The following is a 13,633-nucleotide window of genomic DNA, read 5'->3' as shown; positions in this document are numbered from 1 at the left end:
CACCTGACGCAGTCGCCTTCCTCCCGTGCAATAGGGTCGGTACCCCAGCCTTACATGGAGGAGCGTGTCGTGATTTCTGCGTCCAAGACCATCACCCCTGGTGCGCATCGCGTGGGAGGCCTCGTGAAGCACGCCAGGCTGCTCAAGAAGCTCGCCGTCGTGGCCGCAGCGGGTCTTCTCGCGCTCGGCATCGGCGTTGCGACCGCTTCTTCCGCCTCCGCAGGCGGACCCTCCGGCGAGATCTCCGCCATGCCCGCCTTCAAGTAGTCCCGCGGCAGCGCCGGCACTGAGCCCGGCGTGCATGTCATTGGGGACTGAACCGGCCACCCGGGAGTCAGCGGATCTGTTCAGGGGGCGGAGGTCCGGAACAACGCGACCGCCCGGGTGCCGATCTTGAAGGACGTCCGGGGCCGTGTCCCGTGGTCCACGGGAACCTTGCGGCCTCGTACGGTCACCGCGATCACGCTGCCAGGCGGGAGCACCGCCGTCAGGGCGGCGACCATGCCGGTGACTCCTGCCGTCGCCCCGGAGCCGTGCCAGCGGGTCTGTTCGCCGTAGGGGACGTCCGTGATCACGATGTCGGGCACCGGGTGCCCGAGTGCCCGCCGGAGCTGGTCGGGGTCGAACACGTCGGCCTGGCGCACGGCGTGCGGCACATCTCCTCCGGCGGCGTCGAGCTCGGCGGCGAGCCGGTGGGCGGCATGCGCCGCCGCGCCGTAGGCCGGCTTGCCGAAGCGGACGGAGCGTGCCTCGAGGTCGGCGGCGCGGGCGGCCAGGCCGGCCCGGCTCAGCAGGGCGAGATTGCGACCGGCGAGGCTCAGCGCTTCGGGGTCGAGGTCGGAGGCCAGCACGGAGGCGATCCGGCTCCGGTGCGACAACGCCAGAACGGTCAGGAGGTAGCCGCTGCCGCAGCATGGATCCCAGACCACGGCGGGCCGGTCGCCGCCACGCAGGGCCAGCGCGCGCTGGAGGATCTCGCTGGCCAGCCGGACGGGGAAAGCGGGAAACCCCGCGGCGGAGTGCAGCACCGAGCCGCTGGACAGGTCGCGGTAGTCGGTCCGTACGGTCGCGTGGCGGTAGCTCATCGGGGGCGGCTCGCCCCGCGCTGGCGGGCGGCCTCGTACAACGCCACGGTCGCCGCGCTGGCGGCGTTCAGCGAACTGGCCGAGCCGGACATCGGGATGCGCGCCATCGTGTCGCACGCCTGCCGCCATCCCGCGCTCAGCCCGGTGGTCTCGTTACCGAAGACCAGCAGGGTGGGGCCGGTCAGGTCCAGGTCGGCGAGGTCGGGAGTGCCGTTCTCGTCGGTGCCCACCACCGTCAGTGGCAGCCCCTGGTCGCGTAGCTCCGCGACCCACGCCAGCACCTCCCGGTGCGAATGGCAGCGCACCACCGGCAGCGCGAGCAGCGACCCGGTGGATGCACGCACGGATCGGGGGTCGTAGGGGTCGGCGGCGTGGCCGGTGATGATCAGCCCTTTTCCGCCGAACGCGTCCAGCGAGCGTGCCATCGTCCCGATGTTGCCGGGGTTGTTCGGCCGGTCGAACACCGCGCCCAGGAAGGACGGCCCCGCCTGGACGCGGGACAGCTCGTCGTCCGGCAGCTCGGCCACCGCCACCAGCTCGGGCGTGTCCTCGTCCTTGCCGCCCAGCTCCCGCAGCAGCTCGGCGGACATGGCCACCCGCCCGCCGCCGGCCACCTTCAACACCTGCTTCGCCCAGGTGGACAGCGGCCGCTCGGCGTCATAGATGAGCGCACGCACCGGCCAGCCGAACTCGACCGCCAGGCTGATCGGGCGCACCCCCTGGATCAGGAACTCTCCGGCCCGCTGCCGCTTGGCCCGGTTGCCCAGCAGCGCCTGCCACTGCTGGAACCGTGCGTTGGCACGCGTGATGTGCAGCTCCCCCGACACCGATCGTCCCCGGTTCATCACGCTCTCCAGAATAGGACCCCAGGCGACGGCCAACCGTCGACGGCGTGGGCCATGCGCTACGACGTGCGCGGGGCGCCGCCGCTCCTAAAACAAACCGAAATCGCTCTTGTCTACGCTGCGCCCCATGTTCACGAAATCCCTATGGGCGGGAGCGGCCGTGGTGCTGGCCGTGCCGCTTCTGTCCCTGCCCGCCGCCGCGGCGCCGGAGCTCCGCGTCATCTCATGGAACATCTGCGGCGAGGCGGGCGACGAACGCGGCGACGCCGGCTACTGCCCGTACCGCAATGAACCGGACAAGAAGGTGCAGCAGATCGCCGGTCTCGTGTCCGAGCACAAGGCGAACGTGGTGCTGCTCCAGGAGGTCTGCGGTGTCGCCGCCGACAGCCACATGGAGCTGTTGAAGGCGGCCCTCGGCCCCGGCTGGTCCTTCGCCCGAGCCGACGGCGCTCGCCCCGACGGCCGCGTCGACTGCCGTGGCTCCCTGTCGGGCAACCTCGGCCTCGGCATCGCGGTCAGGTCGCGGATCACCGATACCAAGGTCACGCAGACGCTGCCCCCCGACACCACGGGAAAGAGCAAGCAGACCCTGCCGACGCTGTGCGTGCGTACGGCGAACTGGACCGGCACCCGGATCTGCACCACCCACGTGCTCGCCGACCCCGCGGACCCTCGCCGTCCGCAGCAGGTCAGGAACATCAAGACCGCGGTGTCCGCAGGCGGCCTCGACGTGGTGCTCGGCGGCGACTTCAACCTGTTCCCCGGCTCGGCGGAGCTGCGGCCGCTGTCCAGCGCGTACGAGGAGTGCGACGCAGGCGGCGCGAAGCGCAACGAGGTCACCCACCACGCCTGGACCAACGGCAAGCACGTCTACCGCAAGCGCGACCACGTCTTCGCCACCAAGGCCGGCACGAGCAGGCGCTTCACCTCCTGCGACGCCGACCAGTCGCTCATGGACCGCACCGCGAACGAGCCGGACAGCGGCCCGCCGAACGGATACTCCGACCACGCGCCCCTGATCGGCTACCTGCCGGGAGCGTGAGTACGGCGCCGGCCGTGGCCGCCCCGTTGGGTACGGCTAAGGTGTGCGGATGGGAGAAAGGCGCCCAAAACCGGCACGGTCCAGGATGTCCTGGATCTATCCGGCGATGCTCGTGCTGGTGCTCGCCGACCTGTTCCTGATCGGCGTCCTGCCCGGCGGCCTGAGCATCCACAGCGTGATCGGGCTGGCGGTGGCCTCGGCGGTCGGCCTGCACCTGGTCGACCAGCGTGGCTGGATCAAGCGTACGGCCCGCCGGCTGCTGTCACGGCGAGGGCTGCGGGGGACGATGCGGCGCGTCGGGATACGGGACGGCCTGCTGCTGGCCGCAGGCATCGCGCTGACCGTCACCGGGCTCGTGCAGTGGAGCGGCGTACCGGCCGCCAGGCCGTGGCACAGCACGGCGACCGTGGCCTTTCTGGTCACCGCGGGCGTGCACCTCTGGGGTAACCGGCACAGGCTGGCCCATCGCGTGAGAGAGGCCGGCCGCCTGCTCCGGCCGGGCCGCTGAACTCCCCCGAACGCTCAGCCCAGGCCCGCCTCCCCGGACGCGCTTCGCGGAGCCGGGGGCGCCGCCCGGACGAGATCCGCCCAGGGCGACGGCGGATCGGACGCGAAGAAGCGCAGAAGGCCCAGGAGCCGGCTGGCCGGCGGCGCGGTCCAGTGGCGCTCTCCTGGCTTCGGTACGGGATCCGCCAGGCGGCCGAGGGCCCAGACGAGGTGGACCCACAACACCCGCCCCTCCCAGGAGCGCACCGAGGTGCCCTCGCCGGCCTCCTGGGAGTATCCGTCGAGCATGGCGGGCACGGCGCCCAGCGGTGTCTTGGCGAACTCGATCGCCGGGTCGGCCCACTGCGCGTCGCCCCAGTCCACGATGCCGGTCAGTACGGCCCCTCGTTCCGCGGCGAGCAGGTTCTGCGGGGCGATGTCGCCGTGCACCAGCACCATGGGCGGTTCGGCGGGAACGTACGGGCTGAGCGCGTCGAACCACCCGGTGAGCCAGCGGGCGGCGTCGGCGTCGATCCAGCCGTCGGCGCGGAGCCGGTCCACGAGCACCCGCGGATCCCCGGGGCTCCCGTCCCGGGGGACGGCGGACAGGCCGGCGTCTGCGGGCAGCCGGTGCAGCCTGGCGAGTTCCCGGCCCACCTGCCGGTAGACCTGCTCCGCCCGGTCCGCGGGCAGGTCGAGCCGCTCGAGGTCGGCTCCCCGCACCCGCTCAAGGACCATGTAGGGCACGTCCACCTCGGTGCAGGTGTCGTCGAAGGTCACCACGTCGGGAGTCCGTACGCCGAGGCGCCGGGCGGCGGGGATGACCGCCGCCTCCTTCGCGAGATCGGCCAGGAACCGCTCGGTGCGCGGGATCCGCAACACCAGGTCGTCGCCGAGCAGGTAGGCCCGGTTGGCCACGCCGGAGTGCGTCGGGCGCACGGTCTCGGCAGGGCTCCCGTGCCGGGCGGCGATGGCGGCCAGGGTCGCGCGGGTCGGCTCGAAGTCGTCCATGAGTGTGCATGCTGACAGACCGCCGCTCCGAGGTCTCATCCTTTTCCCGCGCTCCGCGACCGCGTGGCTCAGGCGGGGGCGAGCGCCTTGGAGCGGTCGGTCGCCATGAGTACGGCGAAGCCGCCGAGCAGGCTGCCCATGATGTAGCGCTGCACGCGCAGCCAGGCCGGGCGGCCGGCCAGGAACGCGGCCAGCGCCCCCGCCGAGACCGCGATCAGGCCGTTGACCGTGGTGGCGACCACGATCTGCGCGGAGCCCAGCGCGAGGCTCTGCAGCAGCACGTGGCCCATCGACGGGTCGATGAACTGCGGGAGCAGCGACAGGTACAGGATGGCGATCTTGGGGTTGAGCAGGCACGTCAGCAGGCCCATGCCGAACAGCCTGGCCGGCCGCTCCGCCGGGAGGTCGCGCGGCTGGAAGGCCGACGTGCCGCCGGGCTTGACGGCGTTCCAGGCCAGCCAGAGCAGGTAGGCGGCGCCGGCCAGCTTGAGCGCGGTGTACGCGGCCGGCACGTACGCGAAGAAGGCCGTCAACCCGAGGCACGTCGCCGCCAGATAGACGGTGAAGCCGAGGACGACTCCGGCGAGGGAGATCAGGCCGGCCCTGCGGCCTTGGGCGATCGAGCGTGAGATCAAATAGACCATGTTGGGGCCGGGTGTGAGAACCATGCCCAGGGAGACCAGCGCAATCCCGATTATTCCTACCGTCATGTCGGTAGATTATCCGGTATATCCATAAAAAACACCTTCGCTGGCCACCCTGCGTATTCGCCGAACTACTGGGGATGACCCTTGCGGAGGTGACATGCAATTCGATGACGACGCGCCGCTCGACCCGTCGCAGGTCGAGGACGCACGCGCCACGCGCCCCCGACCACGCGGTGGCGGCATGCCCGGCGGCTGCATGGTGCCCCTCGGCCGGCGCGGCGGCTGCCTGACGCTGGCCCTGGCGGTGGCCGGGCTGCTCCTGTTCGGGATCGTCCCCTCGCCGTTCGAGGGCGACGAGAGCGGCCGGCAGGATGGCGAGCAGCGTGACGGGCAGGCGCCGAGCGGCCCTCCGGCCCTCTCACCGAGCCGCAGCGGCAACCTGGCCGAACGCTGCCGGACCGGCGCCGACGCCGACCAGTCCGAGGACTGCCGCATCGTCGGCACGGTCAACAGCATCCAGTCGTACTGGCGGGACGAGTTCGGGCGGCAGGGCCAGATGGTGTACCGGCCGGCCAGGACCGTGCTGTTCTCCCGGACGGTCAGCACCGGTTGCGGCACGGCGAACTCCGCCGTCGGGCCCTTCTACTGCCCGCCCGACCGCAAGGTCTACCTGGATCTGACGTTCTTCGACGCCCTCCAGCGGGACTACGGCGCCGAAGGCGGACCTTTCGCGCAGGCGTACGTCGTCGCCCACGAGTACGGCCACCACGTACAGAACCTGCTCGGCACCATGGAACGGCTGGGCGGCGCCGGCCTGCCCGGCGCCGGCAGCGCGTCCGTACGCCTGGAACTCCAGGCCGACTGCTACGCGGGCGTCTGGGCGCGCAACGCGGTCAGGACCGGCTTCTACCAGGAACCCTTCTCCAAGGCCGACATCCACCAGGCACTCAGCGCGGCCGCGGCGGTCGGCGACGACAGCATCCAGCGGCGCTCCCAGGGCCGGGTGAACCCCGACGCCTTCACGCACGGCACCTCACGGCAGCGCGCGAAATGGTTCAGCAGAGGATATGAGAGCGGCCGGCCCCGGCAGTGCGACACCTTCTCCGGGGACATCTGAGCCGAAAAGCCGATCAAGAAGCGCGGGAAACCCCTTTTCCCACAGGGCCGGGAAAACTCGTATGCGCGTGCTCAGCTGGGCCGACGCACCGCGGATAACGCGAGGATTCGGATTCTCTCCTAAAATCAGGGGGGTGATCTTCAAGCTTGTCGGCGACGGACGCCCTTATCCCGAACACGGTTTGACGCCCCGAGAGTGGGCGCAGATCCCGCCACGGCAGGTCCGGCTCGACTCGTTGATCACCACGAAGGCCATGCTGGACCTGCATTCGCTGCTCGCCGCCGACTCCACGTTCTATGGTGATCTCTTCCCGCACGTGGTGCAGTGGCAAGGCGAGCTCTATCTGGAGGACGGCCTGCACCGCGCGTTGCGCGCCGCGCTCCACCAACGATCGATCCTGCACGCCAGGGTCCTGGAGCTGCCCGAATGAGCGCTGCCCGCGCCCCGGTGCGCGGGCACGCGAAAGGGCCCCCGAGATCTCGGAGGCCCTTGGGCGGATGGCGGTGGTGGTGGGATTTGAACCCACGGATGAGTTGCCCCATCACACGCTTTCGAGGCGTGCGCCCTCGGCCACTAGGCGACACCACCGCGAACGAGCTTACCGGATCCTGCGAGTAGCGAAGAACCGCTTTAGTACGGCGGAGCACTCGGCGGCCAGGACCCCCATGACGACCTCGGGCCGGTGGTTGAGCCGGCGATCGCGTACGACGTCCCAGAGCGAGCCCACGGCGCCGCCCTTCTCGTCGACGGCGCCGTACACGATCCTGTCGACCCGCGCCAGCACCGCGGCGCCCGCGCACATCGTGCAGGGCTCGAGGGTCACCACGAGCGTGCAGCCGGTCAGCCGCCACTGGCCGCGGCGGGCGGCGGCCCGGCGGAGCGCGAGCACCTCGGCGTGGGCGGTCGGGTCGGCGGACGACTCGCGGTCGTTGCCCGCCGCGGCCAGGACCTCGCCGAACTGGTCGAGCACGACGGCTCCCACGGGGATCTCTCCCCTGTCGCCGGCCGTGGCGGCCTCCGCCAGGGCCAGGCGCATGGCCTCCTCGTGGGTCACCGCAACCGGTCGAGCTCGTCGGCGAACGACAGCCGCTCGGCGATCACCGACAGGATGTCGGCGGGCAGCATGCCCTCTTCCACGCTCAGCTCCAGCAGCTCTTCCGAGCTCAGCCCGAGGTCGCTGAGCAGCTCGAAGTCGCCGGCAGGGCGCACCCCGAGGCCGTTGCCCTCCTTTTCCGGGACCACTCCGGCGAACTCGGCGAAGAGCTCGCCCAGGCTGTGGGAGACGACCGCGTGCACGTCGGACAGGAAGACGCGCGGCTCGTCGTCGCCGCGGTAGCGGACGAGGGCGAACCACTCGTCCTCCACCTCGACGCAGAGCAGAGCCAGCTCGTCGCCCGCGAGCCCCAGCGTCTCCATGACGGCGTCACCGAAGTCGTCGACGATCTCGGCGTCATCCAGATCGACCTCGGCGCCGCTCCAACCATCAGATGTCCTGACAAAAGCCGCAGAGAAGGTGTTGGCCGCCATGTCCGCGCTCCAGGGGGTCAGCCGAAGACCGATTCGATGGCCCGCTCGAACGGCTCGGAGAAGCCGAGCCGGGCAGCGATGCTGGACAACACGTCTTCGGGCAGCAGGTCAATGTCGCCGGAAAGGATGCCCAGCTCCATCTCGTCCAACCCGAGATCGGCGAAGATCGACAGATCTCCGGCGGGAAGCACGGTCTCCTCGTCCTGGAGGATCTCGTCGAGCTCCTCCTCGTCGGGGACGGGCACGTCGAGGTAGTCGAGCACCTGCTCCGCCAGCGGGAAGTCCCACGAGGCGGCGATGTCGGACAGGAACACCTCGACCCGCTCGCCCAGGACCCGCAGCGCCACGAAGAACTCGTCGCCCACGGCGACCAGGCCGATCGTGCTGCTCTCACTGGGCTGCTGCCTGAGGGCGTGGATCAGCCCCTTCAAGTCGGACGTGAGCGTGCTGGGCAACAGCCCGGCATCCCAGCGATCGTCCTCGCGATAAACCACGATGGCGAAGTCGAGAGCGTCTTCGTCTGTCATCGCCATCTCCACCCGACCTCTGACACGACAGATATCACCAACACCTCATGGTTCCAGAGTCGGCCACCGGCCGTGTGCCTCTCCGACCAAATTGTGATCAAAACCGATGAGGTGAGCGGCCCTACGCAGCACCATCTGCGTCCCCAGCCGTCACGAGATAGCGTGGTCCTCTATGGAAACCCTCGTCGTCGACCATCCGCTCGTGGCACACAAGCTGACCGCGCTGCGTGATGTCCGCACCGACTCGCCGACGTTCCGCAGGCTCGCCGACGAGCTGGTGACGCTGCTCGCGTACGAGGCCACCCGTGACGTGCGCGTCACCGACGTCACGGTCGACACGCCTGTCTCCCCCGCCCATGGCGTCCGGCTGGCCAAGCCGCACCCGCTGGTCGTGCCCATCCTGCGCGCGGGGCTCGGCATGCTCGACGGCATGACCCGGCTGCTGCCGACGGCCGAGGTCGGGTTCCTCGGCATGATCCGCAACGAGTCGACGCTGCAGGCGGAGACCTATGCCACGCGGTTGCCCGACGACCTGTCCGGGCGCCAGTGCTTCGTGGTCGACCCCATGCTCGCCACCGGCGGCACGCTGGCGGCGGCCGTGCAGTTCCTCTTCGACAGGGGAGCCGTCGACGTCACGGCCATCTGCCTGCTGGCCGCGCCCGAGGGCCTGGCCCACATGGACAAGGTGTTCGCCAGCTCCGGCAAGCCGATCCGCGTGGTGACCGCCGCGCTCGACGAACGGCTCAACGACAACGGCTACATCGTGCCGGGGCTCGGCGACGCCGGCGACCGGCTCTACGGCGTGGTCTGAGCGGTGTGAGCAGAAGCACTGTCGCGAAAAGTCCTTTTTCCGTCACGCGGAGTCGTCACTTCGTTACATACTGTGGTTGAGTGGGTACGAAGAGACAGGAAGGCAACTTCCGCATTGCGCGTGGGGGAGCACGATGAGCGACATGCCCGGTGCCGAGGTGTTCTCGTGAACGATCACACCAAGGCCGATCCGATGCCGTACGCGGAGGTAGAGGCGCTGCTGCGCGACGAGTTCGCCGGCATCCATTCCTCGACCACCGTAACGCGCTGTGTCGAAGCAGCGCACTACGGCGCGCTGGAGGTCACTGGCTACGCCCATCCCAGCCTCGTGGAGCGCATCGCGCGTAAGCACCTACACGTGCTGGCTCTGGTGGCCAGCGAACGTGGTTAGCAAGATCCGAACATACCCGCCAAGTTACCTTTACCCGGGCACCCGGGTGGGTAATGTAGACGGTGGGTGGAGTGGGTAAGTGGCACGGAGGCGACAGTGCAGGTCAAAAAAGTCCTCACATACGGTGGTATCGCATTTGTCGCGTACTACCTGTTCGCGCGACCAGCTGACGCCGCGGATGCGGTGAGGGGAGCGTTCGACACGGTGTTCAACGCGGCCGACTCGCTGGCCCAATTCGTGAACAGCCTCGCATGAGACTTGTGACCCACGGGGACTCCGCTCCGTCGTCGGTCAACCGCTACCTCCTCCCCCACGAACAACAGGTCCTCATGGTGCGGCGGCACCCTGCCATCCTGCTCCGTCCGGTCGCCGAGGTCTTCGGCGGCCTCGTCGTCGCCGGGTTGCTCAGCAGCTTCTTCGGCGGCGCCGAGGCGGGTGGCACGGCGCTCGTCGTCGTCTGGTGGCTGTGGCTCCTGCTACTGATCCGTTTCGTATGGAAAGTGGCGGAGTGGTCGGTCGATTACTTTGTGGTGACGTCCACACGAATGTTGCTGACCACCGGGCTCATCACCCGCAAGGTCGCGATGATGCCCTTGGGCAAGGTCACCGACATGAGCTTCCAAAGATCTCTGCTTGGGCGCATGCTCGGTTACGGTGAGTTCATCCTGGAGTCGGCAGGTCAGGACCAGGCACTGTCAACGGTCGAGTACATCCCGTATCCGGAGACCCTGTACCTCGAGGTCTGCCAGATGCTTTTCCCCGGCAAGGACGACGGCGACGATTAATCTCCCTGCGGGGAATTCTTCACGCGGGGATACCCGATTCGGCTACTTCATGCAATCATTGCGTGTTGTTGACCCTTCCCCGCCTTGAGAGATGAGATGCCGAGTCAGGGAACCATCGGTGACCGCGTCCGAGGACTGCGGCTGAACAGGCGGATGTCCCAGGCCCAACTGGCCGGACCCGACCTGTCTGACAGTTATGTCTCGCTCATAGAGTCGGGCAAGCGCACGCCGACTCCTGTCGTGGCCCGGCTGCTCGCCGAGCGACTCGGCTGCACGACCGAGTTCCTGCTGCACGGGATCGAGCCCCGCCAGCGGATCGACACCGAGCTGGGGCTGCGCCATGCCGAGCTGGAGTTGCAGCACGGCGACCCGTCCACAGCCGCCGACCGTTTCACGGAGATCGTGAAGGCGGCCGACGAGGAGAACGCCATGCTGACCGCGCACGCCCGCTTCGGCAGGGCGCGCGCTCTGGAGGCGCAGGGCCGGCTCGGCCAGGCCGTGGAGGCCTTCGAGCGCCTGCGCAGGGAGGCGTCGGCCCACCCCGAGCGGCTGGCCGACCTGCCGCTCGCCATCTCGCTGAGCCGCTGCTACCAGCGGGCGGGCGACCGGCTGCGCGCCCACGATCTCGCGGTCTCCGCGCTGCGGCAGGCCGAGCGGCTGTCCATCACCCAGGGTGAGGTCGCCATCGACCTGGCCACCGCGCTGGTGGAGTCGCGCAGCGAGCGCGAAGACGACTCTCCCGAGCTCGACTACGTCAAGAGCGTGCTCGACGCGACCGGTGTCCCACAGGTTGTGGACCGTTCCGGAGAGATCAGGGCGCTGTGGGAGGCGAGCTCGGCCGCCGCCGCGGGCGAGGACTCCGCGCTGGCCGTCAGCCTGGCCGACGACGCGATCATGGCCGGGCGCGAGACGCGGCTGGCGCTGCAGCTCGCGCGGGCCGCCATGCACTGGTCGCGGCTGCCCACGGCGGACATCGACGAGGCCGAGCGGCTCGTCACGGCCGCCTCCGAGGCGTTCGCCGCCTTCCCCGGCACCGTCCGCGAGCACGGCGAGAGCCTTGTGGTGCACGCGCGGGTCCGGCTGCGGGCCGGCGACCCGGCGCGCGCCGGCGAGCTCGCCACGGTGGCCCTCGGGCTGTCGCACGACCGGTTGGGCACGACTGCCGCCGAGGCGCACCTCGTGCTGGCCACCGTCGCGCTCGACCTGGGCGGCGACGCCGCGGCCCACGTGCGCGACGCGCAGGGCCTGCTCGCCGGGCTCGACCGGCCGGTGTTCGGCTCCGATCGGCAGGCCGCACGCTGCTGGCGCGAGCTGGGCGACCTCTACGGCAGGATGGGATCCGTGACCCAGCAGACCGCGGCCTACCACAAGGCGCTCGAGTCGGCCGGAGTCCGCTCCGCCATGGCGGGGGTGACGGTCGACGCCACAGTTTCTCGCTGAACCTCCGGGAGCTCCAGATTTGGCTTTTCGAGTCTGGAATAATTAGGGTCTACCAGTCATTCACTCATAGGATGATTGGTTTCCCGGAGGAGGCGGACTGTGAGTCTGCGTACGGCGCAGCGAGCTTCGCTCGTCGACCAGGTGATCGATCAGCTCAAGGAGCAGATCACCTCAGGGACGTGGCCGATGAACGGCAAGATCCCTACCGAGACGGTGCTTGCTGAGCAGCTCGGTGTTGGTCGCAACACCGTTCGGGAGGCCGTACGCGCGCTCACGCACGCCGGGCTGCTCGAATGCCGCCAGGGCGACGGCACCTACGTCCGGGCCACCAGCGAGCTGTCCGGCGCGATGTTGCGGCGGTTGCGCCAGGCCGAGCAGCTCGAGATCTTCGAGGTGCGCCGCGCGCTCGAGGTCGAATCGGCGCGCCTTGCCGCCACCCGGCGCACTGACGAGGACATCGAGCGCATCGAGGCGGCGCTGGCCGAGCGCGACCGGGCCTGGGAGCTGGACGACCCCGATCTCTTCGTGGAGGCCGACCTGGCCTTCCACATGGCGGTCGCGCACGCCACGCACAACCTGGTGCTGATCGACCTCTACGAGGACTTCTCCGCGGCGCTGCGGGCCAGCATCACGGCCGCGGGCACGTCGCTGAACAAGAGCTACATCCCCCACGACGCGATCGCCAGGGCCATCGCCGCCGGCGACGCCTCCGCCGCCGAGCGGGCCGGGCACGCCTGCATGGAGCACATCCTCATCGCCCTCACCGAAGCCGAAGCCTGAACGTCAGGCAGGAGTCATGACTGGCGCAGCGACATGACGAGGTAGCGGAAGGCGGGCTCGGCGTCGCCGGGCACGTCCTGGATGAGGGCGGGCCTGGTGGGCGACTCCATGTTGATGCGCGCCAGCTCGCTCTCGATGCCGGTCAGCCCGTCGAGCAGGAACTGTGACTGGAAGGCGATCTGGATGTCGTCGCCGCGCAGCTCGCACTCGACCACCTCGGTGCCGCGCCCGATGTCGCCGCCACCGGCCTGGATGAGCACCTGGCCCTGGCTGAACGACAGCCGGATCGCGGTGTTGCGCTCGGCCACCAGCGCCACCCGCTTGATCGCGTTGACGAACGGCGCCACGGCCACGTCGGCCCTGATCGACCAGTCGTCGGTCAGCCTCGCGCGATAGTCGATGAACTGCTCGTCGAGCAGGCGCACGGTCGTGCTGCGGCCGACGCTCTCGAACCCGGCGACCCCGTCGCCCATCGAGACCGACACCTCGCCGCCGCGCAGCGACCTGGCCACCTCGACCAGCACCCGCGCCGGCACCATCGCGGAGACGGCGACGTCGGAGGCGACCGGGCGCCAGGTGAAGTCGCGGGCGGCGATGCGATAGCGGTCGGTCGCCGCCATCGCCACCGACTCGCCCTCGATGTCGACCCTGATGCCGGTGAGCATGGGCAGCGTGTCGTCGCGGCTGGCCGCCGGCGCGACCTGCCCGACGGCGGAGGCGAACACGCCGCCGCCGATCGCTCCGACGCTCGGCGGCATGGCCGGCATGGTCGGGAAATCCTCGACCGGCATCGTGATCAGCCCGAACTCGGCGCTGCCGCAGGTCAACACCGCCTCGGCGCCCTCGGTGACGATCTCGACGTCGTCGGCGGGCAGGCTCCGGCTGATCTCGGCCAGCAACCGGCCGGGGATCAGCACGCTGCCCGTCTCGGCCACGTCGGCGTCGACCGCGGCCCGCGCGGAGACGTCGTAGTCGAACGCGGACAGGGTGAGCTCGTCACCCGCCTCCAGCAGCAACCCGGACAGGACAGGCACCACAGGCCGGCTGGGCAGGACACGGGCGGCCCACGCCACCGCATCTGCCAAAACATCGCGGTTAACCCGGATCTTCACCTGTTACCACCTCTTCGTCGCCGTGCCC

At 69.8% G+C, this 13,633-nt stretch carries 18 protein-coding genes and 1 tRNA gene; 10 read left to right on the top strand and 9 right to left on the bottom strand.

Annotated features, from left to right (window positions below):
• Window positions 1-54: 54 nt before the first annotated feature.
• Window positions 55-267, top strand: a complete 213-nt coding sequence (locus tag ABGB14_RS31995) for a hypothetical protein (protein ID WP_347647557.1) — start codon at window positions 55-57, stop codon at window positions 265-267.
• An 80-nt stretch (window positions 268-347) separates the two neighbouring features.
• Here the strand turns inward: ABGB14_RS31995 and ABGB14_RS31990 are convergent, their stop codons facing one another.
• Together ABGB14_RS31990 and ABGB14_RS31985 are read right to left on the bottom strand one after the other, a co-directional pair.
• Window positions 348-1,085: an rRNA methyltransferase gene (locus ABGB14_RS31990; RefSeq protein ID WP_347647556.1), complete on the bottom strand. Its 738-nt coding sequence runs from the start codon at window positions 1,083-1,085 to the stop codon at window positions 348-350.
• Window positions 1,082-1,930 (bottom strand): TrmH family RNA methyltransferase, encoded by an 849-nt coding sequence (locus tag ABGB14_RS31985; protein ID WP_347647555.1) that lies wholly within the window; start codon window positions 1,928-1,930, stop codon window positions 1,082-1,084. The genes ABGB14_RS31990 and ABGB14_RS31985 overlap by 4 nt, the downstream gene beginning before the upstream one ends.
• A 127-nt stretch (window positions 1,931-2,057) precedes the next feature.
• On the opposite strand from ABGB14_RS31985, the gene ABGB14_RS31980 reads away from it, so the two are divergent.
• Window positions 2,058-2,972 carry an endonuclease/exonuclease/phosphatase family protein gene (locus tag ABGB14_RS31980; protein ID WP_347647554.1) on the top strand — a complete coding sequence of 305 codons (915 nt, stop codon included), beginning with the start codon at window positions 2,058-2,060 and terminating at the stop codon, window positions 2,970-2,972.
• 85 nt (window positions 2,973-3,057) lie between these two features.
• A complete protein-coding gene (locus ABGB14_RS31975; RefSeq protein WP_347647553.1) occupies window positions 3,058-3,480 on the top strand; it encodes a hypothetical protein in 423 nt (140 codons plus the stop codon).
• Window positions 3,481-3,494: 14 nt separating this feature from the next.
• On the opposite strand, the gene ABGB14_RS31970 is transcribed toward ABGB14_RS31975, so the two are convergent.
• Both ABGB14_RS31970 and ABGB14_RS31965 read right to left on the bottom strand, forming a co-directional pair.
• Window positions 3,495-4,469, bottom strand: coding sequence for an aminoglycoside phosphotransferase family protein (locus ABGB14_RS31970; protein ID WP_347647552.1), 975 nt, complete (start codon window positions 4,467-4,469; stop codon window positions 3,495-3,497).
• A gap of 68 nt (window positions 4,470-4,537) precedes the next feature.
• Window positions 4,538-5,179, bottom strand: a complete 642-nt coding sequence (locus ABGB14_RS31965; RefSeq protein WP_347647551.1) for a LysE family translocator — start codon at window positions 5,177-5,179, stop codon at window positions 4,538-4,540.
• Between the two features lie 94 nt (window positions 5,180-5,273).
• Between ABGB14_RS31965 and ABGB14_RS31960 the strand changes: the two genes are divergently transcribed.
• Together ABGB14_RS31960 and ABGB14_RS31955 are read left to right on the top strand one after the other, a co-directional pair.
• The gene (locus ABGB14_RS31960) at window positions 5,274-6,233 is read left to right on the top strand and encodes a neutral zinc metallopeptidase (RefSeq protein WP_347647550.1); all 960 of its coding nucleotides are present in this window, start codon (window positions 5,274-5,276) and stop codon (window positions 6,231-6,233) included.
• Between the two features lie 133 nt (window positions 6,234-6,366).
• Window positions 6,367-6,663, top strand: coding sequence for a type II toxin-antitoxin system VapB family antitoxin (locus tag ABGB14_RS31955; RefSeq protein WP_347647549.1), 297 nt, complete (start codon window positions 6,367-6,369; stop codon window positions 6,661-6,663).
• A gap of 68 nt (window positions 6,664-6,731) precedes the next feature.
• Here ABGB14_RS31955 and ABGB14_RS31950 read toward each other — a convergent pair.
• The 4 genes from ABGB14_RS31950 to ABGB14_RS31935 form a co-directional block, all read right to left on the bottom strand.
• Window positions 6,732-6,821, bottom strand: a tRNA-Ser gene (locus ABGB14_RS31950).
• Between the two features lie 10 nt (window positions 6,822-6,831).
• Window positions 6,832-7,287 (bottom strand): tRNA adenosine(34) deaminase TadA, encoded by a 456-nt coding sequence (gene tadA, locus ABGB14_RS31945; protein ID WP_347622981.1) that lies wholly within the window; start codon window positions 7,285-7,287, stop codon window positions 6,832-6,834.
• Window positions 7,284-7,760, bottom strand: coding sequence for a tRNA adenosine deaminase-associated protein (locus ABGB14_RS31940; protein WP_347647548.1), 477 nt, complete (start codon window positions 7,758-7,760; stop codon window positions 7,284-7,286). The genes tadA and ABGB14_RS31940 overlap by 4 nt, the downstream gene beginning before the upstream one ends.
• 17 nt (window positions 7,761-7,777) lie before the next feature.
• Window positions 7,778-8,287, bottom strand: coding sequence for a tRNA adenosine deaminase-associated protein (locus ABGB14_RS31935; RefSeq protein ID WP_347622979.1), 510 nt, complete (start codon window positions 8,285-8,287; stop codon window positions 7,778-7,780).
• Window positions 8,288-8,459: 172 nt separating this feature from the next.
• Here ABGB14_RS31935 and upp point away from each other — a divergent pair, with 172 nt between their 5' ends.
• The 5 genes from upp to ABGB14_RS31910 all read left to right on the top strand — a co-directional run bounded on the left by upp (window position 8,460) and on the right by ABGB14_RS31910 (window position 12,493).
• Window positions 8,460-9,098 (top strand): uracil phosphoribosyltransferase, encoded by a 639-nt coding sequence (gene upp / locus ABGB14_RS31930; protein ID WP_347622978.1) that lies wholly within the window; start codon window positions 8,460-8,462, stop codon window positions 9,096-9,098.
• A gap of 192 nt (window positions 9,099-9,290) precedes the next feature.
• Window positions 9,291-9,488: a hypothetical protein gene (locus tag ABGB14_RS31925; RefSeq protein WP_347647713.1), complete on the top strand. Its 198-nt coding sequence runs from the start codon at window positions 9,291-9,293 to the stop codon at window positions 9,486-9,488.
• A 251-nt stretch (window positions 9,489-9,739) separates the two neighbouring features.
• On the top strand, window positions 9,740-10,273 hold the full coding sequence (locus tag ABGB14_RS31920; RefSeq protein WP_347647547.1) for a PH domain-containing protein: 534 nt from the start codon (window positions 9,740-9,742) through the stop codon (window positions 10,271-10,273).
• A 96-nt stretch (window positions 10,274-10,369) separates the two neighbouring features.
• Window positions 10,370-11,713 (top strand): helix-turn-helix transcriptional regulator, encoded by a 1,344-nt coding sequence (locus ABGB14_RS31915; protein WP_347647546.1) that lies wholly within the window; start codon window positions 10,370-10,372, stop codon window positions 11,711-11,713.
• Window positions 11,714-11,812: 99 nt separating this feature from the next.
• Complete coding sequence (locus tag ABGB14_RS31910) at window positions 11,813-12,493, top strand: FadR/GntR family transcriptional regulator (RefSeq protein WP_347647545.1); 681 nt, start codon at window positions 11,813-11,815, stop codon at window positions 12,491-12,493.
• Between the two features lie 14 nt (window positions 12,494-12,507).
• Here the strand turns inward: ABGB14_RS31910 and dnaN are convergent, their stop codons facing one another.
• A complete protein-coding gene (dnaN, locus tag ABGB14_RS31905; RefSeq protein WP_347647544.1) occupies window positions 12,508-13,605 on the bottom strand; it encodes a DNA polymerase III subunit beta in 1,098 nt (365 codons plus the stop codon).
• Between the last annotated feature and the right edge of the window lie 28 nt (window positions 13,606-13,633).

This window comes from Nonomuraea sp. B10E15, assembly GCF_039871615.1.
Classification (GTDB): Bacteria; Actinomycetota; Actinomycetes; order Streptosporangiales; family Streptosporangiaceae; genus Nonomuraea.
The sequence above is the reverse complement of the archived record's forward strand: the minus strand, read 5'-3'. Positions and strand labels throughout refer to the sequence as shown.

Coding starts and splice junctions, on each gene's coding strand:
- ABGB14_RS31995 (WP_347647557.1), top strand. CDS start 55: ATGGAGGAGCGTGTCGTGATTTCTGCGTCCAAGACCATCACCCCTGGT.
- ABGB14_RS31990 (WP_347647556.1), bottom strand. CDS start 1,085: ATGAGCTACCGCCACGCGACCGTACGGACCGACTACCGCGACCTGTCC.
- ABGB14_RS31985 (WP_347647555.1), bottom strand. CDS start 1,930: ATGAACCGGGGACGATCGGTGTCGGGGGAGCTGCACATCACGCGTGCC.
- ABGB14_RS31980 (WP_347647554.1), top strand. CDS start 2,058: ATGTTCACGAAATCCCTATGGGCGGGAGCGGCCGTGGTGCTGGCCGTG.
- ABGB14_RS31975 (WP_347647553.1), top strand. CDS start 3,058: ATGTCCTGGATCTATCCGGCGATGCTCGTGCTGGTGCTCGCCGACCTG.
- ABGB14_RS31970 (WP_347647552.1), bottom strand. CDS start 4,469: ATGGACGACTTCGAGCCGACCCGCGCGACCCTGGCCGCCATCGCCGCC.
- ABGB14_RS31965 (WP_347647551.1), bottom strand. CDS start 5,179: ATGACGGTAGGAATAATCGGGATTGCGCTGGTCTCCCTGGGCATGGTT.
- ABGB14_RS31960 (WP_347647550.1), top strand. CDS start 5,274: ATGCAATTCGATGACGACGCGCCGCTCGACCCGTCGCAGGTCGAGGAC.
- ABGB14_RS31940 (WP_347647548.1), bottom strand. CDS start 7,760: ATGGCGGCCAACACCTTCTCTGCGGCTTTTGTCAGGACATCTGATGGT.
- ABGB14_RS31935 (WP_347622979.1), bottom strand. CDS start 8,287: ATGACAGACGAAGACGCTCTCGACTTCGCCATCGTGGTTTATCGCGAG.
- upp (WP_347622978.1), top strand. CDS start 8,460: ATGGAAACCCTCGTCGTCGACCATCCGCTCGTGGCACACAAGCTGACC.
- ABGB14_RS31925 (WP_347647713.1), top strand. CDS start 9,291: ATGCCGTACGCGGAGGTAGAGGCGCTGCTGCGCGACGAGTTCGCCGGC.
- ABGB14_RS31920 (WP_347647547.1), top strand. CDS start 9,740: ATGAGACTTGTGACCCACGGGGACTCCGCTCCGTCGTCGGTCAACCGC.
- ABGB14_RS31915 (WP_347647546.1), top strand. CDS start 10,370: ATGCCGAGTCAGGGAACCATCGGTGACCGCGTCCGAGGACTGCGGCTG.